Origin of the sequence: Streptomyces sp. NPDC088812 (assembly GCF_044750285.1) — a bacterium.
GTDB lineage: Bacteria > Actinomycetota > Actinomycetes > Streptomycetales > Streptomycetaceae > Streptomyces.
Genome location: NZ_JBIVJP010000013.1, coordinates 21188 through 47964, shown reverse-complemented (window position 1 = coordinate 47964; position 26777 = coordinate 21188). Strand labels below are relative to the sequence as shown.

The following is a 26777-nucleotide window of genomic DNA, read 5'->3' as shown; positions in this document are numbered from 1 at the left end:
AGGAAAGGAAGCGCATGAGAATTCCCCGCAGGTATCGTGCGGCCGTCGTGGCCCTGCTGGCCGCCGCGCTGACCGTGAGCCCCCTCATTCCCACGGACACGCCCGCCGTGGCCGCGTCCGCGTCCGTGCCCGCCGATGACGGCGCGAGCGTCGTGAGCGAGACCCGCATCGACGACCGCACCGTCGATCTGGAGATCGATTCCCCGGCACTCGGCCGGCGGGCGATGGTCCGGGTCCTCCTCCCCGAGAACTGGGACAGCCGGCCCGACCAGGCCTGGCCGACCCTGTGGCTGCTGCACGGCTGCTGCGACGCGGCCGACTACCGCGCGTGGACCAAGTTCACCGACGTCGAGGAGTTCACCGCCGACAAGGACGTGATGGTCGTCATGCCCTCCGACGGGGCGGCCGGAATGTACTCGGCATGGTGGAATTTCGGCCTCAGTTCCCAGCCGGACTGGGAGACCTTCCACGTCACCGAGGTGCGGCAGATCCTCGAACGCAATTACCGGGCGGGCACCCAGCGGTCCGTGGCCGGCCTGTCCATCGGGGGATTCGGCGCCATGCACTACGCGTTCCGGCACCCGGAGCTGTTCGGGGCCGCCGCCTCCTACAGCGGAATGCTCAACACGCTGTCCTTCGGTGTTCCCGGGCTGATAAAAGGCATCCTCGTCCGGGAAGGGGTCTGGAACTGGACGGCCCTGTGGGGCGGAGAGCTCCTGACCAACGCGTTGTGGCGGTCCCACAATCCGTACGACAACGTCGAGTCGCTCCGCGGAAAGGCGCTCTACGTATCGTCCGGAAACGGCCTGCCCGGTGATCTCGCGCCGGACGAGGGCGCGGACGCCCTCGAACCCGCCGCGCTGGGCACCTCGCAGCAGTTCGTCGCGAAGCTCCAGGCCAACGGACTGCCGGTGACCAGCGATTTCTACGGAAACGGCACGCACGACTGGCCTTACTGGGAACGCGCGCTGCACCGGTCCTGGCCCACTCTTGCCCAAGGGCTCGGCATGTGAGACAAGTTGTCAGCAACAGTTCACACCGTGCCGGCTGGAGGTGCTCGGAGTGGGAAGGAACAACGTCACGGCCCCGATCTACGGCCCTTGGTTCGAGTTGCCGGTCGAGATGGCCCACGTGCTGCGGCCCCGAGCGGACACCATCGCCACCGAGATGATCCAGGTCATCCAGCGCAGCGTGGCCAGCTACCGCGGATCGCTGGAGTCCCCCGTCGGGCGCGACCTGGTCGGCGCGGTCCGGCGCGCCGTCTACCAGTTCGTGGAACTCATCGAGGACCCTGGCCGGCCGCAGGACCAGGTCACCGCCTATTTCCGCAGACTGGGCCGCACCGAGTTCTTCGCCGGTCGCGACCTCGACCACTTGCAGGAGGCGTACCGCATCGGGGCGCAGGTCGCCTGCCGCTGCTACGTCGAATCCGCCCGTCAGGCCGATCTGCCGCTCTCGGCGGTGCTGCGCCTGGGCGAGGCCGTGCTGGTCCACATCAACGCCCTGGCCAACGAGTCGACCAAAGGCTATGCCGAGGCCAAAGCGGTGAGCACCGACGAGATCGCCGACCACCGCCGCGCGCTGGCCGAGCGTCTGCTGCAACGTGACCTCGACGGAGGCGCCGCACTGGAGGTCCTGGCCGACAAAGCGCGGTGGCCGCTGCCCGACCAGGTCGCGTGTCTCGTCGTCGAGAACCAGACCACACCACCGCTCGGACACCTCCCTGACGTTCTGTTCGTCCCTCGCGGCACCGAGCTGCGGGCGGTCCTCCCGGTCAGGGGCGGACTCGATCGGGAGCACCGCCTGCGGGCGGCGTTTCCCGGCCGGCGCCTGGTCGTGGGGCCGGCGGTCCCCCTGGCGGAGGCGTGGCTGTCGCTGCACTGCGCTCGCCTGACGGTGCACCACATCCGCCGGGGCCGCCTCCCGGGCGACACGGCGCTGGTGAGGGCCGAGACACATCTGACCGACCTCGTTCTGCTGGCGGGCGAGCCCGTCAGTGCCCTGGTGGTCGAGCGGCTGGTCGATCCCCTGGAAGGACTGTCACTGGGCAAGGCCAAACGCCTCGAGGAGACGCTGCGCGCCCTGCTCTCCTCCTGGAGCCGGTCCGCGCCGGAGGTCGCCACGGCGCTGGGCATCCATCCCCAGACGGCCCGCAACCGGCTGCGCCAGCTGAGGGAACTCTTCGGGGACCGCCTCGGCGACGCGAACTTCCGGTTCGACGCCGAGCTGGCGCTCCGCCTCCGGGACACGTCGTGCGGACGGGGCGGAGCAGCCGACGCGTGAGGGCCGCGGTGACGGTGACCCTGCCGAGTTCGAAAAGCCACGACCCACCGCGTGCGGCGGGCGCCCGCGGTCAGGGCGGTCGCCCCGCCCCCGAGCGCTACGGCGCCCGGTCCGGCAGGTACGACTCCAGGGCCACCTCCATCTCGTAGGCGCGCGCCAGCGCCCGTTCGAGCTCGGACAGCCCGCGCATCGTGTCCGGCTTCGGGGTGTCCACCCGGATCAGGCCTCCCCGGTCCAGCAGCTTGCGGAACTCCCGCTGGTCACGGATCCTCTCGTCGCCGTCCGGGGTGCCGGGGACGGGCGGCACGGTGAGGCCCACCCCGAAACGGGGGATCCGCGCCGCGGGCCGCGCCGGATCGGGCCGGCGTGACACCGTCAGCCGGATCCCGGCCCACCGGCCCAGCCATTCCGGGACCCGGCGCCACCGGGTCGCGCGCCACCGCTCCCGCCGCTCCCGCTCACGGCGCACCGCGGCCCGGCGGTTGGCCTCCTGGTGCAGCCGCAGCCACCACGCGGCCCCGGCCGCCTCGTCCCAGCCGGCGTACGCGTCCCAGGCCACGTTCGCCGTGTGCCGTGTCATGGCCTCGATGGCCTGCTCGTACTCGGCGGGCCGCTCGCGCGAGAGGTCCTGGAGGAGCAGCAGCGCCCGCACCGCCGTACGGACCGCCTGGGTGTGCGAGCCGGCCCCGCTGAGCGCCCCGGCCCGGGTCCCGAGCACCCGGGCCAGCGTGGGACGGTGGATGGTGGGCTGGTCCTCCACCAGGTGCAGCGTCACCCGCAGGCATTCGTCGATGACCCGCACCGCCGCCGAGTAGCGGTTCAGCGCGGTCAGCTCCAGCGCCTGGTTGTGCAGGGACTCCACCAGGGCGGGCAGGTAGGCGTCCGGATGGACCTGGGCGAGCCGGCGCCGGATCAGGACGGCGTGGGTCACCGTCTCCAGGGCGTCCTGGCCCGGTGAGCGCCGGTTGGCGAGGTTGTGCAGCGCGCCGGCGAGCAGGGCGAGGTGCTGGCGGGTGGGCCGGTCGCGGACCAGTTCCTCCAGGATCTCCACGGCCTCCTCACCGGCGCTGAGCGCCTCCGCGCGCAGGTTCCGCGAGGCCAGCACCACGGAGAGGTTGCTCAGCGCCTGCGCCAGCCGGGCCCGGTGCGGCATCGAGGCGGCCGCCGTCCGCGCCCCGGACCCGCCCGCCACCAGCCGCCGGCCGACCCGCACCGCCTCCGTGCAGTCCGCCAGCGCCTCGCGGTACCGGCCCAGTTCGAACAGCGCGCCCCAGCGCACCCCGATCGACTCGGCGAGCAGCGGGAGGTACGCGCCCGGGTCGCTGCGGGCCAGCCCGCGGTACAGCCGTACCGCACGGCCGCTGCGCTCCACGGCGTCCGTCCAGCGCCGTACGGAGCTCAGCCGGACCGCGAGGTTGTGCTCCGCCCCCGCCAGGTCGGCCCGCACCGGGGCCGGGGCGAGGACGCCGCCCGCGAGGCGGGCCCGGCGGCGGTGCGCGTGGACGAGTCGCCGGGCGATGCCCAGGGCCTGCTCGCCCAGCAGCCGGCTGCGGTCCGGCACCGCCGCGTGCAGCACCTCCAGCAGGTCGAGCGGCAGGTCCGGCCGCTCCACCAGCCGGTGCAGCGCGTGCAGCAGGAAGCCCGGGTTCTCCGACCGCCCGGCGACCACCACCGCCGGGACGGCCAGCGCGTCGGGGTGGCCGACGATCAGGTCCGCCACCTGCTCCGCCAGATCCGGGCAGGGGCAGCCGGGCTGGGCCTCGGCCCGGGCCAGCACGGTCAGCGCCCGTTCGGCCTCGCGGCCGTCCAGCCGGGGCAGCAGCGAACCCAGCAGGGCCCTGTTCCCGCGGCAGCGCAGGGCCACGTGGTACTCGCCCAGCAGATCGGGCTCCAGGGCGCCCCAGTACGACGCCTCGGTCGGCGGATACAGCCGGTGGAGCCATTCCGCCGCGGCCCTGGTCCGTTCCTCCTCGCCGGCCAGCCCCGGGAGCAGCCCCAGCAGTCCGGTGGCGCGGTGCGGATCGGCGGTCCTGGTCAGCGTCGCCGCCGCCACCGCGTCGGCCAGCACGTCGTGGCCGAGGCCGTCGAGCTCGGACCAGGCGCCGGCGGTCCGCTTCCAGTACCGCCGTTCGTGCCCGAGGAGCTGCGCCCGGACGTCCGGCTCCCGGCCCGGTCGGGGGACCCGTGGCCCGGACGGTCCCGGCCCGGCCGGGCCGCGGGTGTCCGCACGGGTGCCCCCGGGCGTGTCCGCACGGCCGTCCGCCGGCCGGTCCGCCCGGAGGTGGCCGAGGCCGGCGGGGGCCCGGTCGACACCGAGTTCCCAGCGGTCGGCGATCATCCGGTCCCCGGGGCTCACCGTGCCGGAGACCTGGGCGGTCTCCAGACCGGCGGGGGAGGAGGCCTGGACCCGGGCGAACCCCAGGGCGTCGGCGGGCTGCCCCGCCCGCGAGCGTCACGAACCGCCCGAACCGCACCGGGGAGTCCGCGACGTCGGACGGCCAGTCCTCCGGCGCCACCTCCAGCAGGGCCGCGTCGAGGCCCGCCGGCCGGCCGTCCCAGACGACCGCGGCGGGTACGAGCCGCCGGGCGGTGAACAGCTGCACCCGCACCCGCGCACCGGCGGCCGGCCCGGCGGTCTCCCGAGGGGGCAGCGCGTGGCCCGCCGTCAGCACCAGGCGGGGCGCGATCACGCACCCCGAACCGACCCGGCCGCCGCTGCTCTCCCCGTCGGCACGCACGGCGACCAGCCGGCTTCTGTTCATGGCGTCCGTGCCCCTTCGCGCGGGACCGGCGGTCAGGAGGCGTCGGGCGCCAGGAAGAGGGCGGAGCCGTCGTCGGCCCCGTTGTCGGCCCCGTCGTCGTCGCCCGGCAGGCCCCCGTCCGCCGGGTGCCCGTCCGCCAGGTTCCGGGAGATCTCCACCGCCCGGCCGTCGGCCCGCTTCGGCGTGAGGGTCAGCGAGACCTTGTGGGTACGGGTCCGGCCGGCCCTCGCCTCCGCGTCGCCGGACAGGACCCAGGCCCGGAAGCCGGTCTTCGCGGCGACGTCCCGCCGCAGTTCGACCGTGAACTCCATGCCGACCGGGCCCACCTCGAAGCGCAGGTCGTCATGCGTGTCGGCGGCGGCGCTCAGCAACGCGTCGCGCACCAGCCGTACCGCGGCCGTCAGTTCCAGCTCCTCGGGCATGGTGTCCCCCTCGCCGGCGCGGACAGGAAGCGCCGTGGTCCTGAGGTGACAGAGTGCCAGACGGGGTGGGGAGAGGACCAACGCGGGCGGAGCCGGGGCTCGTGCGGCCGGGCGGCGGCGGCCGGGCGCGGCGCGGTTACGCTGGGATCATGCCGTCCCCCCGCCGTACCGCCCGACAGGCCGACCTGCTGGAACGACTCGTCGCGCTGCTGACGGCGGAGGGGTTCTCGGACCTCACCCTCGACGACCTCGCCGTGCGGCTGCGCTGTTCGAAGACGACGCTGTACCAGCTGGCCCGCAGCAAGCAGGGGCTGGTCGTGGAGGCGGTCAAGCACTACTTCCGGGGGGCGACCGAGGTCGTCGAGAAGCGGGTGGCGCAGACCGTGGACCCGTCGGACCGGGTCCGTGCGTACCTGACGGCCGTCGCCGAGCAGCTGCGTCCGCTCTCCCGCCGCTTCCTCGACGACGTGGCCGACTTCCCGCCCGCCCGGGAGGTCTACGAGGCGAACACGCGGATGGCCGCGGAACGGGTCCGCCGGCTGATCGCGGAGGGCGTCTCCGACGGCGCGTTCCGCGACGTGCACGCCGCGTTCGTCGGCGAGGTCGCCGCCGCGACCATGCGGCAGATCCAGCAGGGCGAGCTCCAGGCGCGCACCGGGCTGACCGACGCGGAGGCCTACGAGCAGCTCGCGTCGCTGATCGTGCACGCCGTCGCCCCCTGACGCCCGCTTCCCCGCCGCGGCCGCTCCGCCGCCCGCTTCCCGTCGCCGTGCCTCCGGCGGCGCTCTCCCCGCGCGAACGGGTGCCCTCCCACCCTCCCGTGCCGTACTGTGATTGATACGTTCGTACGCACTCCAGTATCACTCGGAGTACTACCCGCTACCCGTGGAGGTCACCATGCCTGCCACCCGCGCCCTGCCGACCGCGGAAGCCGTAGAGCTCATCCAGCTCACCCGCACCCTCGCCGCCAAGGAACTCGCACCCCGGGTCGCCGACGCGGAGGCGGACGGGGCGTTCCCCCGGGGCGTCTTCCGCACCCTGGGCCGCAGCGGGCTGCTCGGGCTGCCGTTCGCCGAGGAGGACGGTGGGGCGGGCCAGCCGTACGAGGTGTACCTCCAGGTGCTGGAGGAGATCGCCGCGGTCTGGTCGAGCGTCGCCGTGGGACTCTCCGTGCACGCGCTCTCCTGCTTCCCGCTGGCCCGGTTCGGCACCGAGGCGCAGCGGCGCACCTGGCTGCCGGACATGCTGGGCGGGGAGCTCCTCGGCGCCTACTGCCTGTCCGAGCCGCACGCCGGCTCCGACCCGGCGGCCATGCTCACGCGCGCGGTCCGCGACGGCGACACGTACGTCCTCGACGGAGCCAAGGCGTGGACCACGCACGGGGGGTACGCCGACTTCTACACGGTCATGGCCCGCACCTCCGACGACCGCACCCACGGGATCTCCTGCTTCCTGGTCCCGGCGGACACCCCGGGGCTGAGCGCCGACCCGCCGGAGCGGAAGATGGGGCTGACCGGGTCGGCGACCGCCACCATGCGGCTCGACGGCGTGCGGGTGCCGGTCGCCCGCCGGATCGGTGAGGAGGGGGCGGGGCTGAGGATCGCGCTGGCCTCCCTGGACTGCGGCCGCCTCGGCATCGCCGCCGTCGCCACCGGCCTCGCCCAGGGCGCCCTCGACCACGCCGTGCGCTACGCGCGGGAGCGGGAGACGTTCGGCAAGCCGATCATCGAGCACCAGGGGCTGGCGTTCGTCCTCGCCGACATGGGCGCCGCGATCGAGTCGGCGCGCGCCACCGCCCTGGCCGCCGCCCGGCTGAAGGACCTCGGCCTGCCCTTCACCCGGGAGGCGTCCATCGCCAAGCTCGTGGCCACCGACAACGCCATGAAGGTGACCACGGACGCGGTGCAGGTCCTGGGCGGGTACGGATACACCCGCGACTTCCCCGTCGAGCGCTACATGCGCGAGGCGAAGGTCATGCAGATCTTCGAAGGAACCAACCAGATCCAGCGCATGATCATCTCCCGTGCGCTGGACCGGAGCGAGGGCGGTGTGCTCACCGTCCTCGGCAAGGAGTGATGATGCAGCTCGAGAACACCGCCGCCCTCGTCACCGGCGGTGCGTCCGGCCTCGGCGCGGCCACCGCGAGGGCGCTCGCCGAGCGCGGCGCCACGGTCTTCGCCCTCGACCTGAAGGACGGCATCGACCGGGCCCCGGACGTCGCCGGCGTCACCTACGTCGCCGCCGACGTCACCGACCCGGAGCAGGTGCGCGCCGCCGTCGCCGGCGCCGCGGGCGCCGGCGTCCCGCTGCGCACGGTCGTCAACTGCGCCGGCATCGGCCCGTCGATGCGGATCCTCGGCAGGAAGGGCGTCCACGACCTCGCCCTGTACGCCAAGGTGATCCAGATCAACCTGATCGGCACCTTCAACGTGCTCGCGCTCGCCTCGGAGGCCATCGCCGGCACCGAGGCCGACGGCGACGGACAGCGGGGCGTGATCGTCAACACCGCCTCCATCGCCGCCTACGACGGCCAGATCGGCCAGGCCGCCTACTCCTCCTCCAAGGGCGGTGTCGTCGGCCTGACCCTGCCCGCCGCCCGCGACCTGGCGCAGTACGGCATCCGGGTGTGCACCATCGCCCCCGGCGTCGTGGAGACACCGATGCTGGCCACGGTGTCGAAGGAGATCCGCACCTCGCTCGCCGCCGGTGTGCCCTTCCCGCACCGTCTGGCCCGGCCGGAGGAGTACGCCCGGCTCGCCCTGGCGATCGTCGACCACGACTACCTCAACGGCGAGACGATCCGCATGGACGGCGCACTGCGCATGGCGCCCCGCTGAGCCCGCGGCCGCCCGCCCGGGGGCGCCGTCCGCCGGGGTCGCCGTCCGCCGGGGACGTCGCCCGCCCGGGGTCGCCGTCCGCCGGGGACGTCGCCCGCCCGGGGTCGCCGTCCGCTGGGGTCGCCGTCCGCTGGGGGCGCCGTCCGCCGGGGACGTCGCCCGCCCGGGGTCGCCGTCCGCCGGGGACGTCGCCCGCCCGGGGTCGCCGTCCGCCGGGGACGCCGTCTCCCGGGGTGGAGGGTGACGGTGGTGCGCACGGGGTAGATCGTGACCGTCGGGTGCGTCACCGTCGGGCGCGTCGTCGTCGGGTGTGGGGCTCCCGGCCGCGATCGGTTCCTCGTTCCCGTCGTCCCCGTCGCACAGTGAGGTGCTGGAAAGATGGACAGCTCTGCTCCCTCCCGCTCCCGCTCCCGCTCCCGCAGACTCGCCCCGGTCGTGGCCATGGCCGCGGCGGTGGCCCTGACCCTCGCGGGCTGCTCCAGCAGTTCCGGTGGCAAGAAGGCCGAGGAAGGGGGGAACGGCGCCGCCGCGGGCAAGGCCGGCACACCGCGGATGACGGTCGCCCTGATCACCCACCAGGCGCCCGGCGACACCTTCTGGGACATCGTCCGCAAGGGCGCCGAGGCCGCCGCCGCGAAGGACAACGTCAAGCTGGTCTACTCCCGCGACCCCAACGCCGGCAACCAGGCCAACCTGATCCAGAACGCCATCGACCAGAAGGTCGACGGCATCGCCGTCACCCTCGCCAAGCCCGACGCCCTCAAGGCCGTCATCGCCAAGGCGACGGCCGCGAGGATCCCCGTCGTCGGACTGAACTCGGGGGTGAGCGACTGGCAGCGGCTCGGCCTGCTGGAGTTCTTCGGCCAGGACGAGACGGTGGCCGGCGAGGCCCTCGGCGACAAGCTGAACTCGCTCGGCGCGAAGAACGCCGTCTGCGTCATCCAGGAGCAGGGCAACGTCGGCCTCACCCAGCGCTGCGACGGCGTGCAGAAGACGTTCTCCGGCTCCGTCGAGAACCTCTTCGTCAACGGCACCGACATGCCGTCCGTGAAGTCCACGATCACCGCCAAGCTCAAGCAGGACGCCTCCATCGACCATGTCGTCACCCTCGGCGCGCCGATCGCGATGACGGCCGCGCAGTCGGTGTCCGAGACGGGCAGCAAGGCGAAGATCGCCACCTTCGACCTGAACAAGGAACTGACCGGCGCCATCAGCGAGGGCACCATCGAGTTCGCCGTCGACCAGCAGCCCTACCTCCAGGGCTACCTGGCGGTCGACTCGCTGTGGCTCTACAAGAACAACGGCAACTACCTGGGCGGCGGCGAGCAGCCGGTGCTGACCGGCCCGGCCTTCGTCGACAAGTCCAACGTCGAGGCCGTCGCCGGGTTCGCGGAGAAGGGCACCCGGTGATGGGCGGGGCCCCGCAGGCCGAACCGGCGGTGGGCACACCGCCGGCTCCCGGCCCGAAGGGGACCGACGGGCGGACCGCGCGCCGCCCCCTGGTCCGCAGGCTGCTGGCCCGCCCCGAGGTCGGCGTCTTCCTCGGCGCGGTCGCGGTGTACCTGTTCTTCCTCGCCACCGCCCCGCCCGTGCGCGACGGCAGCTCGCTGGCGAACATCCTCTACCAGTCGTCGACCATCGGGATCATGGCCCTGCCGGTCGCCCTGCTGATGATCGGCGGCGAGTTCGACCTGTCGGCCGGTGTCGCCGTGATCAGCTCGGCGCTCACCGCGGCCATGCTCAGCTACCAGCTGACCCTGAACGTCTGGACGGGCGTCGTCCTCGCCCTGGTCCTCTCGCTCGCCGTCGGCCTGTTCAACGGCTGGCTGCTGATCAGAACCGGGCTGCCGAGCTTCCTGGTGACCCTCGGCACCTTCCTGATCCTCCAGGGCGTGAACCTCGCCGTGACCCGGCTGGTCACCGGAGACGTCGCCACCGACGACATCAGCGACATGGACGGCTTCGACCGGGCCAGGGCGGTCTTCGCCTCGTCGTTCGACGTCGGCGGCGTCCAGGTGAAGATCACCGTCGTCTGGTGGCTCCTCTTCGCCGCGCTCGCCACCTGGGTGCTGCTGCGCACCCGGTACGGAAACTGGATCTACGCCGTCGGCGGCGACCGGGAGAGCGCCCGCGCCGTCGGCGTCCCGGTCACCTTCACCAAGATCTCGCTGTTCATGCTGGTCGGCTTCGGCGCCTGGTTCGTCGGCATGCACCAGCTGTTCTCCTTCAACACCGTGCAGTCCGGCGAGGGCGTCGGCCAGGAGCTGATCTACATCGCCGCGGCCGTGATCGGAGGCTGTCTGCTGACCGGCGGCTACGGCTCGGCGATCGGGCCGGTCTTCGGCGCGTTCATGTTCGGCATGGTGCAGCAGGGCATCGTCTACGCCGGCTGGAACCCCGACTGGTTCAAGGCCTTCCTCGGCGTGATGCTCCTCGGCGCCGTCCTCATCAATCTGTGGGTGCAGCGCACGGCGACCCGGAGGTGACCCCCATGACGACCGACAACACCGGCCCGCACGGCGCCGTCCTCGCGGACCCCCCGCCCCCGGGCGGCGAGCGCCCGCTGGTCGAACTGCGGGGCGCCGGCAAGTCCTACGGCAACATCCGCGCCCTGCACGGGGTGAACCTCGTCGTCCGTCCCGGGCAGGTCACCTGCGTCCTGGGCGACAACGGCGCCGGCAAGTCCACCCTCATCAAGATCGTCTCGGGGCTGCACCAGCACACCGAGGGCGAGTTCCTCGTCGACGGCGAAAAGGTCCGCTTCACCACCCCCCGTGACGCCCTCGCCCGCGGTATCGCCACCGTCTACCAGGACCTCGCCACCGTCCCCCTCATGCCGGTCTGGCGCAACTTCTTCCTCGGCTCGGAGATCACCAAGGGGCCCTGGCCGGTCCGCCGCCTCGACATCGGCCGCATGAAGAGGATCGCGGACGAGGAACTGCGCACCATGGGCATCGTCCTCGACGACCTGGAACAGCCCATCGGCACCCTCTCCGGCGGCCAGCGCCAGTGCGTCGCCATCGCCCGCGCCGTCCACTTCGGCGCCCGCGTGCTGATCCTGGACGAGCCGACCGCCGCCCTCGGCGTCAAGCAGTCCGGCGTGGTCCTGAAGTACATCGCCGCCGCCCGCGACCGCGGCCTCGGCGTCATCTTCATCACCCACAACCCCCACCACGCCTACATGGTCGGCGACCACTTCAGCGTGCTGCGCCTGGGCACCCTGGAACTCTCCGCCGACCGCAGCGAGGTCGGCCTGGAGGAACTCACCCACCACATGGCCGGCGGTGCCGAACTCGCCGCGCTCAAGCACGAACTGGCGCAGGTACGGGGCGTGGACGTCGAGGAGCTCCCGGAGGCGGAGGACCTCACCGCGCCCGTCGCGGAACCCGGTGACGGGACGCCCTGACCCGACCGCCCCCCGTCATGGAAACGGAGGGCCCGAACGCCCGTCACGTACGCTCGGCCGCATGGACGACGAACCGGTACGTCTGGCCGCAGGCGCCACCGCGTCGGCCTCCGCCCTGCTGCTGCGCCCCTGGCGCCCGCAGGACGCGGCCCCACTGGCCGGGGTGTACGCGGATCCGGCCATGCGCCGCTGGTCCGGCGCGACCGTGGCGGACGCGGCGGACGCGGCGCGCTGGGTGGAGGAGCAGCGGCAGGGCTGGCGGACGGGGCGCCGCCTCGCCTTCGCCGTCCTGGAGGTCCGCCCCGGCGACGACGACGGCCGGCCGGCCGGGCACGTCGTCCTCAAGGACCCTCACGGAGCCGCCCCGGAGGTCGGCTACTGGACCGCCGCCCACGCCCGCGGCCGGGGCGTGGCACCCCGGGCGCTGGGCGCCCTGACGGACTGGGCGTTCACCGCCTTCGCCGGGCTCACCCGCCTCACCCTGCTCCACCAGGCGGACAACACCGCGTCCTGCCGGGTGGCACAGAAGACCGGCTACGGGCTCGACGGCCTGCTGCTCGCCGCACCGCCCGAGTTCCCGCTCGACGGCCATGTGCACGTACGCGAGCGCGAGAGCTGACGAGCCGGGCGGGCGGCCGGCCGGCCGGGGAGAACCCGTGGGTGCGGGACGGGAGATGAAGAGTGCGCGGGGTGCGCGCCGGTCCCCGGCAGGGACGGGACACCCGCGTCGGCGGCCGGGCTCTCCGGGGCGTCGCCCGCGGGCCCGGGGCGTGCGCGTCGGCGGAGGTGCCGACAGGCAGCGGTCCCGGGCCGCTCCTATCCTGGTGCTGAGGGGCCGCATGCGGCCCGTGCCCCTGGTGCGGCTGTGGCCTGCGGCGAACGTCTCCTCGTGGAGGAGTGAGCCCATGACCCGTCCGCGTCGTCGACTGCGCAGCGGGGCCGTCGTCGCCGCGGCGGTCGGCGCGCTGGTGGCACCGGCCGCCGCCGGCACCGCGGCGCCGCCGCCCCCGGCCGCCGCCCAGGCACCCTCGCCGTCGGGGGACGACGTCCGCGAACTCACCCCCGCCGTGCAGCGGCAGATCGACCGGGCCGTCCGACGCGTCATGGAGGACGCGGCCGTACCCGGCGTGAGCGTCGGCATCTGGACGCCCGACAAGGGCCGGTACGTGAAGTCCTTCGGCGTCGCCGACAAGAGCACCGGCGAGGACATGCGGCCGGACCTGTACACGCGGATCGGCAGCGAGACCAAGACGTTCACCGTCACCGCGGTCCTCGAACTGGTCGACGAGGGCGAGATCGGCCTCGACGACACCATCGGCACGTACGTCGACGGCGTGCCCGGCGGCGACGAGATCACCCTGCGCCAACTGGCCGGCATGCGCAGCGGGCTGTTCAACTACTCGGAGGACGACGCCTTCACCAAGGCGCTGACGTCCGACCCGCAGCGCCCGTTCACCCCGCGGCAACTGCTCGACTACTCCTTCCAGCACCCCGTGCTCTTCGCACCGGGCAAGGAGTTCTCCTACTGCAACACCAACCTGATCCTGCTCGGCCTGGTCGTCGAGAAGGTCAGCGGCCGGGCGCTCGCGGACTACGTCCAGGAGCACGTCCTCACACCGGCCGGCCTGGACGACACGCTCTTCCCCCAGGGCGACGAGTTCCCCGAGCCGCACGCCCAGGGCTACACCGACCAGACCGCGACCGGCGAGGTCGAGAACGCCACCGACTGGAACCCGTCCTGGGGCTGGGCCGCCGGGGCCATGATCTCCACCCTGGAGGACCTGCGGGTGTGGGCGCGCACGGTGGCCACGGGCCGACTGCCCGACGGGCAGCGGATGATCAGCCCCGCCACGCAGAAGGAGCGGCTGATCACCCCGCCGACCACCATCCCCGGCGCCGGATACGGGCTCGGCATCTTCGACGTGCAGGGCTGGATCGGCCACAACGGCTCCCTGCCGGGCTACGAGTCCCTGACCGTCTACCTGCCGTCGGCCGACACGACCCTCGTCGTGGTGCTGAACACCGACATCAACCACGCCGGCGAGGAGCCCAGCACCCTGTTCGGCGACGCCATCACGACGATCATCTCCCCGGACCACGTCTTCGACCTGCCGGCCCAGCCCGCGGCGAGATGACGGCCGTCCGCCCGCCCGCGGCCACGGGCGCGCTCCGCGGCCGCCACCGTCACCCGGCGCGCACCTCCGCGAGGGTCACCGGACGGTGCTCCCGCAGCGACAGCGTGCACGCCTCCGCGATCCAGCCGGCCTCCAGGGCGTCCCCGATCGTGCAGGGGGACGGCCGGGTGCCCGCCACCACCTCGGTGAACGCGGTGAGTTCGGCGCGGTAGGCGGCCGCGAAGCGGTCCATGAAGAAGTCGTGGGGCGTGCCGGACGGGAAGGTGGCGCCGGGCTCCACCGACCGCAGCGGCAGCTTGTCCTCCAGGCCGACCGCGATGGAGTCCCGGAAGCCGTGCAGCTCCATGCGGACGTCGTAACCGCGCGCGTTGTGACGGGAGTTGGAGACCACCGCGAGAGTGCCGTCGTCGAGGGTGAGGAGCGCACCCGTGGTGTCGGCGTCGCCCGCCGCCGCGATGTGGTCGGCGCCCCGGTTCCCGCCGGCCGCGTACACCTCGGCCACCTCACGGCCCGTCACCCAGCGGATGATGTCGAAGTCGTGCACCGAGCAGTCCCGGAAGATGCCCCCGGAGGCCGCGACGTACGCGGCGGGCGGCGGTGCCGGGTCCAGGGTGGTCGAGCGCACGGTGTGCAGCGCGCCCAGCTCACCCGCCCGTACGGCGGCCCGGGCGGCGGCGAAGCCCGCGTCGAAACGACGGTTGTAGCCGATCTGGACGGGCACGCCCGTGCCCTCGACGGCCTCGAGGACCGCGACGCCCTCCCGCATGGTCCTGGCGACGGGCTTCTCGCAGAAGACGGGGACGCCGGCCTCGACGGCCGCCAGGACGAGACCCGGATGGGCGTCCGTCGCCGCGGCGATCACCACCCCGTCCACGCCCGAGGCCAGCACCGCCTCCGGCGAGTCCGCCACCTCGGCGCCGAACCGCTCCGCGGCGGCCTTGGCAGCCTCCGCGAACGGGTCGGCGACGACGAGCGACTCGACGGCGTCGAGGCCGAAGAGGGTCTCGGCGTGGAAGGCGCCGATGCGGCCGAGGCCGAGGATCGCGATACGCATGGGTTGCAGCTCCTTGAGGGAAGGTCCAGCGCCACCAGAGGGAAGGGAACCAGCAGGGGGGAAGGGAACCACCAGAGGGAAGGGAACCAGCAGGGGGAAGGGAATCACCCGGCGGAAAGGGGACTAGTCCAGACCGCCGAGCACGTTCTGGTCCCAGTCGATCACCGAACCGGTGACCACGCCGGACCGCTCGGACAGCAGGAACACCACGAAGTCGGCGATCTCGTCCGGCTGCCCGAGCCTGCCCATCGGCAGCCGCTCCGCCGCCCGCTCGCGCCAGTCGTCCCCGGCCCCGTGGAACGCCCGCTGGGTCGCGTCCTCGCCCTCGGTCGCCGTCCAGCCGATGTTCAGGCCGTTGATGCGGATCCGGTCGGAGCGGTGGGCGTGCGCCGCGTTCCGGGTCAGGCCCACCAGCCCCGCCTTGGCGGCGACGTACGGGGCGAGGAAGGGCTGTCCGCCGTGCGCCGAGGACGTGATGACGTTGACGACCGTGCCGGGCGCCCCGCGGCCCACCATGTCCGCGACCGCCGCCTGCAGGGCGAAGAACGGCGCCCTGAGGTTGATCGCGATGTGCTGGTCGAACAGGTCGGGCGTGGTGTCCAGCAACGTGCCCCGCGCGGTCAGGCCGGCGGAGTTCACCAGGCAGTCGATCCGGCCGTACGCCTCCACCACCCGGGTGACGGAGGCCTTCGCCTGCTCGGCGTCCGCCAGGTCGGCCCGCACGAACCGCGCCTCGCCGCCCGCCCCGGCCAGCTCGGCCACCAGGGCCTCGCCCGGTTCCGGGCGCCGCCCGGTGACCGCCACCACCGCGCCCTCGCGGACGGCGGCCCGCGCGACGGCGGCGCCCACGCCCTGGCTGCCGCCGTTGACGAGGACGACCTTGTCGTCGAGAAGTCCCATGACCGGGGAGTCCTTTCCGCTCCGGCGCCCGGTCACCCGGTCACCGGTCGCCCGTACGTCCGTCAGCTCGCGCGCCGCGCGGCGCCGGCCCGCAGCTCGTCCCGCAGCGCCCGCGGTGTCCACGCCTCCCGCAGCGCCCGCCGTACCGTGTCCGCCTGCGAGGGCGGCGCCAGGCCGCCGACCGGCGGGTCGCTGTCCAGGTTGGTGGGAAAGGGATAGCCCTCGGCGCTCGCGGCGATCACCCGCTCCAGCCCGGCCGGGTCGGCGCCGTCGGCCGCCCGCTCCAGCAGCACCGGATAGACCGCGTTCACCACGGCCTCGCGGTCGACGGTCTCCATGGCCCGCCCGAACGCGGAGGACACCTGGAGGAGGTTGGCCGTGCGGCGGATGCCGGCGGAGCGGTTGGTCCCGGCGGCGTGGAAGAGGGCCGGGTTGAAGAACACGGCGTCGCCCTTCGCCAGCGGGAGCTGGACGTGGTGGGCGTCGAAGTACTCCCGGAACTCCGGCAGCCGCCACGCCAGATAGCCCGGCTCGAACTGCTGCGAGTGCGGCAGGTACATGGTGGGGCCGGACTCGACGGGCATGTCGCAGTGCGCGACCGCGCCCTGGAGGGTGAGCACGGGGGAGAGGCGGTGGACGTGCGCCGGGTAGGCGGCCGCGGCCTCGTTCGAGAGGAACCCCAGGTGGTAGTCGCGGTGCGGGCTCTGGGCGGCGCCGCCCGGGTTGACCACGTTGACCTGCGAGGTGACCTGGTAGCCGGGGCCGAGCCAGGCGGTGGAGACCAGGGCGAGGAGGTCGTTGGCGTAGTAGTCGGCGAACGCCTCGGGGTCGTGCCGGGCGGCCTTCTCCAGGGCGTTCCAGACGCGGTCGTTGGCGCCCGGCCTGGCGAAGTGGTCGCCCGCGGTGGCGCCCGAGGCGCGCTGCGCGGCGATCAGGGCGTCGAACACGGCGGTGAGCCGGTCGACGACCGCCGGGTCGGGGAAGGCACCGCGCAGGACGACGACGCCGGGGCCGTCGGCGAGCGCGCGGACCAGTTCCTCCCGCACCGCCGGTGCGTCGGCGGCCCGCAACCGGTCACCGTCGTAGACCAGGGCGTTGCCCTCCACGGACGCGGCGTGCGGATGGTCGGCCAGGTCCGTGGCGCGCTCGACGAGCGTACGGAAGGCGTCGAGGTCGCAGTCCCGCTCGCTCAGCCGGGCGGAGGGCGGTGCGGAGGACATCGAGGACATCGTCGTCCCTTCGGTACGGGAGGCCGGGCGGTACGGGGCCGGGCACGGTCCGGGGAGCCGGGCGGCCCTGTCATTCTTGTCAGTACAAACCCCTCGAACAACCGGCGGCGAGCCATCAAAAACCCCTCAGAGCCCGCCTCGGCCACCGTCCCGACCGTCCCAGGAGCCAGCTGTGGGCCATCCCTTCCCGATCCGGGAGATCGCACGTCAGGCGGGCCTGAGCGAGGCCACCGTGGACCGGGTCCTCAACGGTCGCGGAGGCGTGCGCGCGTCCACCGCGCAGGAGGTGCACCGGGCCGTCGCCGACCTCGACCGGCAGCGCACCCAGGTCCGGCTCGTCGGCCGCACCTTCATGGTCGACGTCGTGGCGCAGGCGCCCGAACGGTTCACCACCGCCGTACGCGCCGCCCTGGAGGCGGAGCTGCCGTCCCTGCACCCGGCCGTCCTGCGCTCCCGCTTCCACTTCCGTGAGACCGGCCCCGTGGCGGAACTGGTCGCGACGCTGGAGCGGATCGCCCGGCGCGGCTCGCAGGGGGTGCTCCTCAAGGCGCCGGACGTCCCCGAGGTCACGGCGGCGGTCGGGCGGCTCGTCGCGGCCGGCATCCCGGTCGTCACCCTCGTCACCGACCTGCCCGCCAGCGCCCGCCTCGCCTACGTCGGCATCGACGACCGGGCCGCCGGCGCCACCGCCGCCTACCTCATGGGCCAGTGGCTCGGCGACCGGCCCGGCAATGTGCTGACCAGCCTCAGCAGCGGCTTCTTCCGCAACGAGGAGGAGCGCGAGATGGGGTTCCGCGGCGCCATGCGCGCCCGCCACCCCGAGCGGACCCTCGTCGAGATCGCCGAGGGCCAGGGACTGGACGCCACCCAGTACGACCTCGTCCGCACCGCCCTCGCCCGCGACCCCGGCATCCGCGCCGTCTACTCCATCGGCGGCGGCAACATCGCCACCCTGCGCGCCTTCGCCGACGTCGGCCGTGAGTGCGCGGTGTTCGTCGCGCACGACCTCGACCACGACAACACCCGGCTGCTGCGCGAGCACCGCCTGTCCGCCGTCCTCCACCACGACCTGCGCCAGGACGTGCGCGAGGCCTGCCACGCCGTGATGCGCGCCCACGGCGCCCTGCCGCCCGCCGGGCGGGTCCTGCCGTCGGCGATCCAGGTGGTGACGCCGTACAACATGCCGCCACAGGCGGCGACCGTCTGAGCGGCGGGCGAGCGGGGCCCCTCGGCGGGGCCCCGGGGCTTCCGGCGGGGGGTCGGCGGGGCTTCCGGCGGGGGGCGGTGGGGCTCACCCGGGGGCCCGGTGGGTCTGCCGGTGGGGTGCCTCCGGCGGGAGAACCTCCAGGCAGTCTCCGGCAGGGCATGCGACCGGGCGGGTGTCATGTCGGCGGGGCGACGCCGACCCATGTTCCGCTCGCCGCCGAGCGGGACATCGCGTCCAGGACGGCCGCGCTGCGCACCGCGTCCGCGAGTGTCGCGCCGTACGGCCTGCCCTCGGCGACCGAGCGCAGGAACCGGTAGGCCTCGATCACCTTCAGGTCGTCGTAGCCCATGGCGTTGGCCGCGCCGGGCTGGAACGCGCCGAACTCGCCGGCGCCCGGGCCGACGTACACGGTGCTGACCGGCTGGTCCTGGTAGGTCGTGCCGCGGCTGACGGCCAGCTCGTTCATCCGGCGGAAGTCCCAGAAGACGGCGCCCCGGGTGCCGTGCACCTCGAAGCCGTAGTTGTTCTGCTCGCCGACCGACACCCGGCATGCCTCCAGGACGCCGCGGGCACCGGAGGCGAAGCGGAGCAGGCAGTTGACGTAGTCCTCGTTCTCGACGGGCCCGAGGTCGCCGCCGGTGGCCAGGGTGTGGCCGGCGGTCGCGCCGGCGGGCCGGGCGCGCCGGGGGAGGAAGACCGCGGTGTCGGCGGTGAGCGAGGTGATGTCGCCGAGCAGGAAACGGGCCAGGTCGGCGCCGTGCGAGGCGAGGTCGCCGAGCACTCCGCTGCCGCCGCGTTCCCGCTCGTAGCGCCAGGTCAGAGCACCGTCGGGATGGGCCGCGTAGTCGCTGAACAGACGGATGCGGACATGCGTGACCGTGCCGATCTCCCCGGAGCCGATCAGCTCGCGGGCCGACTCCACGGCGGGCGCGCCGCGGTAGTTGAAGCCGACCGTGCCCTGCACGCCCGCCCCGGCGACCGCGTCCGCGACCGCGCGGGCGTCGTCGGCGGTGAGGCCCACCGGCTTCTCGATCCACAGGTGCTTGCCCGCCCGGGCCATCGCGACGCCGATCTCGCGGTGCAGGAAGTTCGGCGCGGTGACGCTGACCGCCTCCACACGGGGGTCGGCGGCGACCTCGCGCCAGTCGCGCGTCGTGGCGGCGAAGCCGTACCGGGCGGCGGCCTCCTCGGCCCTCCCCGGCACCTCCTCGGCGACCGTGACCAGCTCCGGCCGCACGGTCAGCCGCGGGAAGTGGTGGTGCACGCGCGCGTACGCCTGCGTGTGCACCCGGCCCATCCAGCCGAACCCGACGACCGCGACCCCCAGCGCCCGCACCATGACGGCCCCTCTCAGCCGGTGCCGGACCGGTCCACAGCCGTTCCGGGCCCATCCTCGAAGCCACCCTGTGGTCCCTCTTCACCCCTGTCAACCACGCCCCACGCCCCCCGGGGACGGCCCGGCGGCGTCAGTCGTCAGTCGTCAGTCGTCGGTCGTCGGTCGTCGGTCAGAGGGTGATGGCGTACGCCTTGCGCAGCGTCTCGTGCACGGTCCACGTCGTCCGGTCGCCCGCGCGCAGCACCGCCATGTCCCCGGGGCCGACCGTCAGGGTGGGCCCGTCCTCGACCTCGATCGTCGCCGAGCCGCTGACGACGACGAACACCTCGTCCGCCTCGGTGTCGGTGACGACCCCGGGCGTGATCTGCCAGACGCCGCGGATCTGCCGGCCGTCCTCCGACTCCCACACCACCCTGCCGGTCACCTCGGGCGTCCCGGAGACGATCTGCCCGGGGTCGAGCGGCTCGGGTCCGAGGTCGGCGTCGGCGATGCGGAGAGCGAAGCTGTGCGTCATGCGCCGACCCTAGCCAGCACGTCCGCGCTGCCGGTGGAGACAGAGTGTGGGGTATCGCCCCGGCGCGCGCGACACATCGTCGCGCTCCGCACGACGCCCCTTTTCCGCCAACCTCCTGCACGCAATACGGCAGACAAAATTGTTGACAATCTTGTTTGGCTAGATTTAGGTTCGACAGGCACTCACTCAGGGAGGGCACGATGCCGAAAGAAGCCCGTCCGAGCACCGGGGAGCAAGCCAAACAGCATGCGTTCGCGCAGCTGAGGCAGGCGATCCTGCACGGCGACATGGCACCGGCGCAGCGGCTGGTGGAGAACGAGCTCGCCGAGCAGTTCGGTGTGACGCGGGCCAGCATCCGCGCGGCACTCATCGACCTGGAGTCCCAGGGGCTCGTCGAGCGGATCCGCAACCGCGGTTCGCGCGTGCGGGTGGTGACCGTGGAGGAAGCGGTCGCCATCACCGAGTGCCGCATGGTCCTCGAAGGGCTGTGCGCGGCGAAGGCGGCCGTCGCGGCCAGCGACGACCAGCTGATCGAACTCACCGATCTCGGCACCGCCATGACCAAGGCGGTCGCCGACGGCGAACCGGTCACCTACTCCGACCTCAACCACGAGCTGCACGTCCGCATCCGGGAGTTCTCCGACCAGCGGACCGCGCAGGAACTGCTGGAGCGGCTCAACGCCCAACTGGTGCGGCACCGCTTCCAGCTGGCACTGAGGCCGGGACGCCCGCAGCAATCCCTGAACGAGCACCTGACCATGATCGAAGCGATCCGGGCCAGGGACCCGCAGGCGGCCGAGACGGCCGTCCGTGCCCACCTCACCAGCGTGATCGAGGCGCTGCTCAACTGAGAGCCGCGGTCGGTGCGGCCGCAGCCGGCACAACTGCCGTCATGGAGCCGCGGCCGTCACGGCTGCCGTCACGGAGCCGCCGGGCCGCGCAGCCGCGGCGGCGGGCGGAGCCGTGATCGCGGAACCGCAGCCGGCGGAGCCGCCACCGGCCGGCCGAGCAGGCCGACGTGCGCAGCAGCCCTCGAGCCGTCCGAGGCGGGCGCCCACCTGTCACCAAGGAGATTTCAGCAATGACCCAGGCCAACGGGCCCGCCCCCCCACGGTCGACCCTCGTCGTCACCGCCGCGCCCGCCGGGGACGTCGTGGGGCGTGCGGGCGGCGCCATCGCCCTGGCGGCCGCCCGGGGGGAGAAGGTCACCCTCGCGTGTCCGGCCTCCGGTGAGCGCGGCGAGCCCGCCGAGGCGTGGCGCGAGGGCGGGAAGCCCGACGGCATCGAGGTGATCCGCCGGGACGAGGCCGAGCGTGCCGCCGCCGCCCCCTTCGGCGCCCGCGCCCAGCGGCACCCGTGGGGCCACCCCACCGACCTGGCCGTCCGCCGCGGCGTCCGGTTCGAGCACCACGCCGGCCCCCACCGGGGCCCGGCGCACCAGACCATGGCCGAGGCGCACCCGCGCCCCCATTCGCAGATCGTTAAGGAGCCGGCATGAGCGGCGTGATCGTCACCAACCCGCCGAAGGCGGACCTGAAGGACGTCGACGCGCTGGCCGGCTACGGCGTGGCCACCGTCAGCGAGGCGATGGGCCGCACCGGCCTGCTGGGCCCGGACGTCCGTCCGATCCAGCAGGGCGTACGGGTCGCCGGCACCGCCGTCACCGTGCTCAGCTGGCCCGGCGACAACCTCATGATCCACGCGGCCGTCGAGCAGTGCGGCGAGGGCGACATCCTGGTCGTCACCACCACCTCCCCGTCCACCGACGGCATGTTCGGCGAGCTGTTCGCCACCGCGCTCCAGCAGCGGGGCGTCCGCGGACTGATCATCAACGCGGGCATCCGTGACACGCAGGAACTGCGCGAGATGGACTTCCCGGCCTGGTCGCGGGCGGTCTCCGCGCAGGGCACGGTGAAGGCCACCGGCGGCTCGGTGAACGTGCCGGTCGCGATCGACGGCCAGGTGATCCGCGCCGGTGACGTGATCCTCGCCGACGACGACGGCGTCGTGGTCGTCCCGCGCGAGCGCGTCCGCGCCACCGTCGAGGCGTCCGAGGCCCGCGAGGTCAAGGAGGCCAAGGCCCGCGCCGCGTTCATCGACGGCGAACTCGGCCTGGACCGCTACGGCCTGCGCGACACCCTCAAGCGGCTCGGCGTCGAGTACAAGACCCACGAGGAGTACGAGGGAGAGCGGTCGTGAGCCGCCTGCCCGAGGAGGTGCCCTGCCTGCTGATGCGGGGCGGCACGTCCAAGGGCGCCTTCTTCCTCGCCGACGACCTGCCCGCCGATCCGGCCGAGCGGGACGGCCTGCTGCTGCGGATCATGGGCAGCCCCGACGACCGCCAGATCGACGGCCTCGGCGGCGCCCACCCGCTCACCAGCAAGGTCGCCGTGGTCTCGCCCTCGGCCGACCCGGACGCCGACGTCGACTACCTGTTCCTCCAGGTGGTCGTCGACCGGCCCGAGGTGAGCGACCGGCAGAACTGCGGCAACATCCTCGCCGGCGTCGGCCCGTTCGCCGTCGAGCGCGGACTGGTCACGGCGGGGGAGGAGGAGACGTCCGTCCGGATCCGCATGGTCAACAGCGGTGACCTCGCGACGGCGACCTTCCCGACCCCCGGCGGACGCGTGGACTACACCGGGGACGCCGAGATCTCCGGCGTACCGGGCACCGCGGCCCCCGTGGTCATCGAGTTCCCGCCGAGCGCGAACCCGCTGCTGCCGACCGGCAACGTCCGGGACGAGATCGACGGCGTCCAGGTGACCTGCGTGGACAACGGCATGCCGACCGTGCTCATGGCGGCCACCTCCCTGAAGGTCACCGGCTACGAGTCGCCCCGGGACCTGGAGGAGGACCTCGCGCTCGCCGACCGGCTCCGCTCGATCCGGCTCCAGGCGGGCCGTCTGATGGGGCTCGGGGACGTCTCGGACGCCACCGTGCCCAAGCTCACACTGCTCGCCGCGCCCCGCGCGGGCGGCGCGGTCACCACCCGCACCTTCATTCCGGTGCGCTGCCACACCTCGATCGGAGTGCTCGGCGCGGCAAGTGTCGCCGCTGGCCTTCAGATCGAAGGCGGCGTCGGTGCGGACCTGGCACGACTCGCGCCCGGTAGTGACCGAATTCGCATAGAACATCCCACCGGATTCCTGGACATCGAAAGTAGTCTCGGAGCCACCGCCGACGGCCTTCCCTCGGCCCGCCGCACCGCCGTGGTCCGCACGGCCCGCAAGATCTTCGACGGCACCGTGTTCCCCCGCTCCGCCGGAACGGCGCCGCTCACCCCGCACCCCCAAGGAGGTCAACGATGACTCCGCCGCTCGGCGACATCGCCCACATCGGCCACGCCCAGCTCTTCACCCCGGACCTGGACGCCAGCGTCGGCTTCTTCACCGACTACCTGGGGCTCACCGTCTGCGGGCAGGACGGCGACACGGTCTACCTGCGCACCTTCGACGACTACGAGCACCACAGCCTGGTCCTCACCGCCCGCGAGCAGCCCGGCCTCGGCCGGCTCGCGCTGCGCACCTCCAGCGAGGAGGCGCTCCAGCGCCGGGTCAAGGCCGTCGAGGAGGCCGGCGGCACCGGCCACTGGGTCGAGGACGAACCCGGCCTCGGCAAGCTCTACGTCACCACCGACCCGGACGGCCACGAGCACGCCCTGTACTGGGAGAGCGAGCACTACCAGGCCCCCGACGGGCTCAGGCCCGCGCTGAAGAACCAGCCGCAGGCCAAGCCCAACCGGGGCGTGGGCGTACGGCGCCTGGACCACATCAACTTCCTCGCCGCCGACGTCCTCGCCAACGCCGAGTTCCAGCAGAACGTCCTCGGTGCCCGGCCGACGGAGCAGATCCAGCTCGACAGCGGCAAGATCGCGGCCCGCTGGCTGACGTTCACGAACAAGTCGTACGACGTCGTCTACACCTCCGACTGGACCGGTTCCGCCGGGCGGCTGCACCACATCGCCTTCGCGGCCGACACCCGCGAGGACATCCTGCGCGCCGCCGACCTCGCCATCGACAGCGGTGTGTTCATCGAGACGGGCCCGCACAAGCACGCCATCCAGCAGACGTTCTTCCTGTACGTCTACGAGCCCGGCGGCAACCGGATCGAGCTGTGCAACCCGCTCACCCGGCTCGTGCTCGCGCCCGACTGGCCGCTGATCACGTGGACCGAGGAGGAGCGGAAGAAGGGCCAGGCCTGGGGCCTGAAGACCATCGAGTCCTTCCACACCCACGGCACCCCGCCGGTCGCCTAGGACCGGCACCACGGGGGGTGGGCGCGCACTGCGGTGCGGGTCCACCCCCTTTCCGTTCCATATCGTTGGAAAGATTGTTGACAAAAGCGTTGACACTCAGGGGAACGGATCCTTAGCGTCTAGCGCACACGGGGTAAGCCGCACGAGCCGCGTCGCCCCTCCCCCGCCCCTCGACCTCGCATCGAGCGGGGGAACCCCGCCACATGAGTCCCCCTCCAGGGAACGCCTCCTGGACGAGAGGAAAACGACGATGTCCTCCTCCCCCGCTCTGTCCGCCCGCGGCAGCAGACTGGCCTTTCTGGTCGTCGGTCTGTGCTGGCTGGCCGTCCTCTTCGACGGTCTGGACATGTTCATCTACGGCTCTGTGCTCCCGCACCTGCTGGAGACGAAGACCTTCGGCATCACCCCGGACCAGGCCGGCGACCTCGGCAGCTACGCCACCTTCGGCATGCTCGTCGGCGCGCTGACCGCGGGCACCGTCGCCGACCGGATCGGCCGCAAGAAGCTGATGGTCGTCTGCGTGATCGTCTTCTCGCTGGCCTCCGCCGTGTGCGCCATCGCGGACAGCGTCGCCGTCTTCGGCCTCGGCCGGACCCTGGCGGGCATCGGTCTCGGCGGTCTGCTGCCGACCGCGATCAGCATGGTCTCCGACTACGCCCCGCGAGGACGCGGCGCGATCATCATCGGCCTGCTGATGACCGCCCACCACGTCGGTGGCATCCTCTCCGCCTACGTCGCCAAGTGGCTCATCGACCCCGTCGGCTGGCGTGCCGCGTTCTGGGTGTGCGTGCTGCCGCTGCTGTTCGCCCCGGTGCTCGCCAAGTTCCTGCCCGAGTCGCTGAGCTTCCTCGTCGCCAAGGGCCGCACCGAGGAGGCCCAGGAGCTGGCCACCCGCTACGACGTCGAGCTGCCGGCCGCCAAGTCCGGCAAGGCCGGCGCGGGTGACCGCTGGACCAACCTGGCCAACCTCTTCCGCGGCGGCGAGTGGGTCCAGACCCTGCTGTACTGGCTGGCCTCCTTCGGCGGCCTGCTCCTCGTCTACGGCGTCGCCACCTGGCTGCCCACCCTGATGCGCGCCGAGGGCTACGAGCTCGGCTCCGCGCTGTCCTTCGTGGTCGTCTTCAACCTCGGCGGCATCGTGGGCATGCTGGTCGCCGGCCGCGCCGCCGACCGCTTCGGCGCCCCGCGCATCTCGGCCCTGTGGTTCGCGCTGACCGCCGCCGGCGTCTTCCTGCTCAGCGTTCACATGCCGATGACCGTGACCATGATCGTCGTCTTCTTCGCGGGCCTCTTCCTCAACAGCGCCCAGACGATGATCTACGCGACGGTCTCCATCCGCTCCAACGCCGGCACCCGCGCCACCGCCGTCGGCTGGACCTCCGGCATGGGCCGCTTCGGCGCCGTCTTCGGCCCGTGGCTCGGCGGCCAGCTGCTCGCCTCCGGCCAGGGCGAATGGGGCTTCACCGCGTTCGCGATCGCCGGTCTCTCCTCCATGGTGTTCATCGGCATCGCCGCCCTGCGCAGCTCCAAGCCGACCGGCGAGGACGACCGCAAGGAGGAGCTGGTGGCCGCGCACTGAGCGACCGGGCAGCGGTCAGGGGCTGCCCGGCCACCGGGGGAACGGACGAACGCCGGCCACCGCACGAGCGAGGTGCGGAGGCCGGCGTTCGGCGTTTCCGTCGCCGGTGAAGGGGGGCGCGGTCTCCGGGCCGGTGACGGGGGCCGCGGTCTCCGGGCGGTGACCGGTGTCCGGCGGAGCCCGGTCCGGTGACCGGTGAGCCCGGGCCCGTGACCGGTGGGCGGTGGCCGGTGCCGCCCGGGCCCGTGACCGGTGGCCGGCGGGGCGAGGCGGAAGGCGGGCGGCTGTCGGTGGCCGGTCGGGACGGGGCCGGTACTTGGTGGCCACGGGCCGGGGTCAGGGGCCCGCGCGACGTACTGGGGGCCGGCACAGCCCTCGTGCCCGGCTCCAGGCCCTCCGGGGACAGCTCGCCCCAGGGCCCACTGGACCTGGGGATCCCAGGACCCCGAGGCTCGAGGAGTCCCAGGATCCAGGGACCCCGGGGAGCGTCGCGCACACCGCATGCCCCAAGGGGCCTGCGAGTCACCGCGGCCGCCGTAGGCCCGTGGACCCGCGGGACGCATGCAGCCTGCTCAGGGCACGCTGCCCCGCCTGCCGCCTGCCGCCTGCCGCCTGCCGCCTGCCGCCTGCCGCCTGCCGCCTGCCGCCTGCCGCCTGCCGCCTGCCGCCTGCCGCCTGCCGCCTGCCGTCTGCCGTCTGCCGCCTGCCGTCTGCCGTCTGCCGCCCGCTGCCGGGCCCCGGCCACCGGGCCCGGCCACGGTCTGCCGTCTGCCGCCTGCCGCCGGGCCCCGGCCACCGGGCCCGGCCACGGTCTGCCGTCTTCCGTCTTCCGTCTGCCGCCCGCCACCGGGCCCCGGC

At 73.4% G+C, this 26777-nt stretch carries 24 protein-coding genes; 17 read left to right on the top strand and 7 right to left on the bottom strand.

The annotated features are described in order from the left end of the window. The first annotated feature begins 14 nt into the window (after positions 1-14). Both ACIP67_RS22955 and ACIP67_RS22950 read left to right on the top strand, forming a co-directional pair. Positions 15-1013, top strand: a complete 999-nt coding sequence (locus ACIP67_RS22955) for an alpha/beta hydrolase (RefSeq protein ID WP_401694149.1) — start codon at positions 15-17, stop codon at positions 1011-1013. Positions 1014-1062: 49 nt separating this feature from the next. After that, positions 1063-2283, top strand: a complete 1221-nt coding sequence (locus ACIP67_RS22950; RefSeq protein ID WP_401694147.1) for a helix-turn-helix domain-containing protein — start codon at positions 1063-1065, stop codon at positions 2281-2283. Between the two features lie 97 nt (positions 2284-2380). On the opposite strand, the gene ACIP67_RS22945 is transcribed toward ACIP67_RS22950, so the two are convergent. Both ACIP67_RS22945 and ACIP67_RS22940 read right to left on the bottom strand, forming a co-directional pair. Then, positions 2381-4639 carry a tetratricopeptide repeat protein gene (locus ACIP67_RS22945; RefSeq protein WP_401694146.1) on the bottom strand — a complete coding sequence of 753 codons (2259 nt, stop codon included), beginning with the start codon at positions 4637-4639 and terminating at the stop codon, positions 2381-2383. A gap of 438 nt (positions 4640-5077) precedes the next feature. Next, positions 5078-5467, bottom strand: coding sequence for a trypco2 family protein (locus ACIP67_RS22940; RefSeq protein WP_401694144.1), 390 nt, complete (start codon positions 5465-5467; stop codon positions 5078-5080). 149 nt (positions 5468-5616) lie between these two features. Here ACIP67_RS22940 and ACIP67_RS22935 point away from each other — a divergent pair, with 149 nt between their 5' ends. The 8 genes from ACIP67_RS22935 (at position 5617) to ACIP67_RS22900 (ending at position 13845) form a co-directional block, all read left to right on the top strand. After that, positions 5617-6189: a TetR/AcrR family transcriptional regulator gene (locus ACIP67_RS22935; RefSeq protein ID WP_401694143.1), complete on the top strand. Its 573-nt coding sequence runs from the start codon at positions 5617-5619 to the stop codon at positions 6187-6189. A gap of 175 nt (positions 6190-6364) precedes the next feature. Beyond that, positions 6365-7543, top strand: coding sequence for an acyl-CoA dehydrogenase family protein (locus ACIP67_RS22930; RefSeq protein ID WP_401694141.1), 1179 nt, complete (start codon positions 6365-6367; stop codon positions 7541-7543). A 2-nt stretch (positions 7544-7545) separates the two neighbouring features. After that, on the top strand, positions 7546-8304 hold the full coding sequence (locus tag ACIP67_RS22925; protein ID WP_401694378.1) for an SDR family NAD(P)-dependent oxidoreductase: 759 nt from the start codon (positions 7546-7548) through the stop codon (positions 8302-8304). 378 nt (positions 8305-8682) lie between these two features. Beyond that, the gene (locus ACIP67_RS22920) at positions 8683-9714 is read left to right on the top strand and encodes a sugar ABC transporter substrate-binding protein (protein ID WP_401694140.1); all 1032 of its coding nucleotides are present in this window, start codon (positions 8683-8685) and stop codon (positions 9712-9714) included. Further along, the gene (locus tag ACIP67_RS22915; RefSeq protein WP_401694139.1) at positions 9714-10790 is read left to right on the top strand and encodes an ABC transporter permease; all 1077 of its coding nucleotides are present in this window, start codon (positions 9714-9716) and stop codon (positions 10788-10790) included. The genes ACIP67_RS22920 and ACIP67_RS22915 overlap by 1 nt, the downstream gene beginning before the upstream one ends. Positions 10791-10795: 5 nt before the next feature. After that, complete coding sequence (locus ACIP67_RS22910; protein WP_401694137.1) at positions 10796-11710, top strand: ATP-binding cassette domain-containing protein; 915 nt, start codon at positions 10796-10798, stop codon at positions 11708-11710. Between the two features lie 61 nt (positions 11711-11771). Then, positions 11772-12329, top strand: a complete 558-nt coding sequence (locus ACIP67_RS22905; RefSeq protein WP_401694136.1) for a GNAT family N-acetyltransferase — start codon at positions 11772-11774, stop codon at positions 12327-12329. Between the two features lie 286 nt (positions 12330-12615). Beyond that, positions 12616-13845 carry a serine hydrolase domain-containing protein gene (locus ACIP67_RS22900; protein ID WP_401694135.1) on the top strand — a complete coding sequence of 410 codons (1230 nt, stop codon included), beginning with the start codon at positions 12616-12618 and terminating at the stop codon, positions 13843-13845. A 49-nt stretch (positions 13846-13894) separates the two neighbouring features. On the opposite strand, the gene ACIP67_RS22895 is transcribed toward ACIP67_RS22900, so the two are convergent. From ACIP67_RS22895 to ACIP67_RS22885, 3 genes are all read right to left on the bottom strand, one after another. Then, positions 13895-14899: a Gfo/Idh/MocA family oxidoreductase gene (locus tag ACIP67_RS22895; RefSeq protein ID WP_401694134.1), complete on the bottom strand. Its 1005-nt coding sequence runs from the start codon at positions 14897-14899 to the stop codon at positions 13895-13897. 123 nt (positions 14900-15022) lie between these two features. Further along, positions 15023-15799, bottom strand: coding sequence for an SDR family oxidoreductase (locus ACIP67_RS22890; protein WP_401694133.1), 777 nt, complete (start codon positions 15797-15799; stop codon positions 15023-15025). Positions 15800-15861: 62 nt separating this feature from the next. Next, the gene (locus ACIP67_RS22885; protein WP_401694132.1) at positions 15862-17028 is read right to left on the bottom strand and encodes a phytanoyl-CoA dioxygenase family protein; all 1167 of its coding nucleotides are present in this window, start codon (positions 17026-17028) and stop codon (positions 15862-15864) included. Positions 17029-17200: 172 nt separating this feature from the next. On the opposite strand from ACIP67_RS22885, the gene ACIP67_RS22880 reads away from it, so the two are divergent. Further along, positions 17201-18235 carry a LacI family DNA-binding transcriptional regulator gene (locus ACIP67_RS22880; RefSeq protein ID WP_401694131.1) on the top strand — a complete coding sequence of 345 codons (1035 nt, stop codon included), beginning with the start codon at positions 17201-17203 and terminating at the stop codon, positions 18233-18235. A 175-nt stretch (positions 18236-18410) separates the two neighbouring features. Here ACIP67_RS22880 and ACIP67_RS22875 read toward each other — a convergent pair whose 3' ends face one another. Both ACIP67_RS22875 and ACIP67_RS22870 read right to left on the bottom strand, forming a co-directional pair. Next, positions 18411-19574, bottom strand: a complete 1164-nt coding sequence (locus tag ACIP67_RS22875) for a Gfo/Idh/MocA family protein (RefSeq protein WP_401694130.1) — start codon at positions 19572-19574, stop codon at positions 18411-18413. Between the two features lie 166 nt (positions 19575-19740). Further along, positions 19741-20085, bottom strand: a complete 345-nt coding sequence (locus tag ACIP67_RS22870; protein ID WP_401694129.1) for a cupin domain-containing protein — start codon at positions 20083-20085, stop codon at positions 19741-19743. Positions 20086-20285: 200 nt separating this feature from the next. Between ACIP67_RS22870 and ACIP67_RS22865 the strand changes: the two genes are divergently transcribed. The 6 genes from ACIP67_RS22865 to ACIP67_RS22840 all read left to right on the top strand — a co-directional run bounded on the left by ACIP67_RS22865 (position 20286) and on the right by ACIP67_RS22840 (position 25919). Next, positions 20286-20936: a GntR family transcriptional regulator gene (locus ACIP67_RS22865; protein WP_401694127.1), complete on the top strand. Its 651-nt coding sequence runs from the start codon at positions 20286-20288 to the stop codon at positions 20934-20936. Between the two features lie 230 nt (positions 20937-21166). After that, the gene (locus ACIP67_RS22860; RefSeq protein WP_401694126.1) at positions 21167-21583 is read left to right on the top strand and encodes a hypothetical protein; all 417 of its coding nucleotides are present in this window, start codon (positions 21167-21169) and stop codon (positions 21581-21583) included. Further along, positions 21580-22284, top strand: coding sequence for a 4-carboxy-4-hydroxy-2-oxoadipate aldolase/oxaloacetate decarboxylase (locus ACIP67_RS22855; protein ID WP_401694125.1), 705 nt, complete (start codon positions 21580-21582; stop codon positions 22282-22284). The genes ACIP67_RS22860 and ACIP67_RS22855 overlap by 4 nt, the downstream gene beginning before the upstream one ends. Continuing rightward, positions 22281-23393 (top strand): 4-oxalomesaconate tautomerase, encoded by a 1113-nt coding sequence (locus ACIP67_RS22850; protein ID WP_401694123.1) that lies wholly within the window; start codon positions 22281-22283, stop codon positions 23391-23393. The genes ACIP67_RS22855 and ACIP67_RS22850 overlap by 4 nt, the downstream gene beginning before the upstream one ends. Continuing rightward, complete coding sequence (locus ACIP67_RS22845; protein ID WP_401694121.1) at positions 23390-24340, top strand: catechol 2,3-dioxygenase; 951 nt, start codon at positions 23390-23392, stop codon at positions 24338-24340. The genes ACIP67_RS22850 and ACIP67_RS22845 overlap by 4 nt, the downstream gene beginning before the upstream one ends. 250 nt (positions 24341-24590) lie before the next feature. Next, positions 24591-25919, top strand: coding sequence for an MFS transporter (locus tag ACIP67_RS22840; protein WP_401694120.1), 1329 nt, complete (start codon positions 24591-24593; stop codon positions 25917-25919). The last annotated feature ends 858 nt before the right edge of the window (positions 25920-26777 follow it).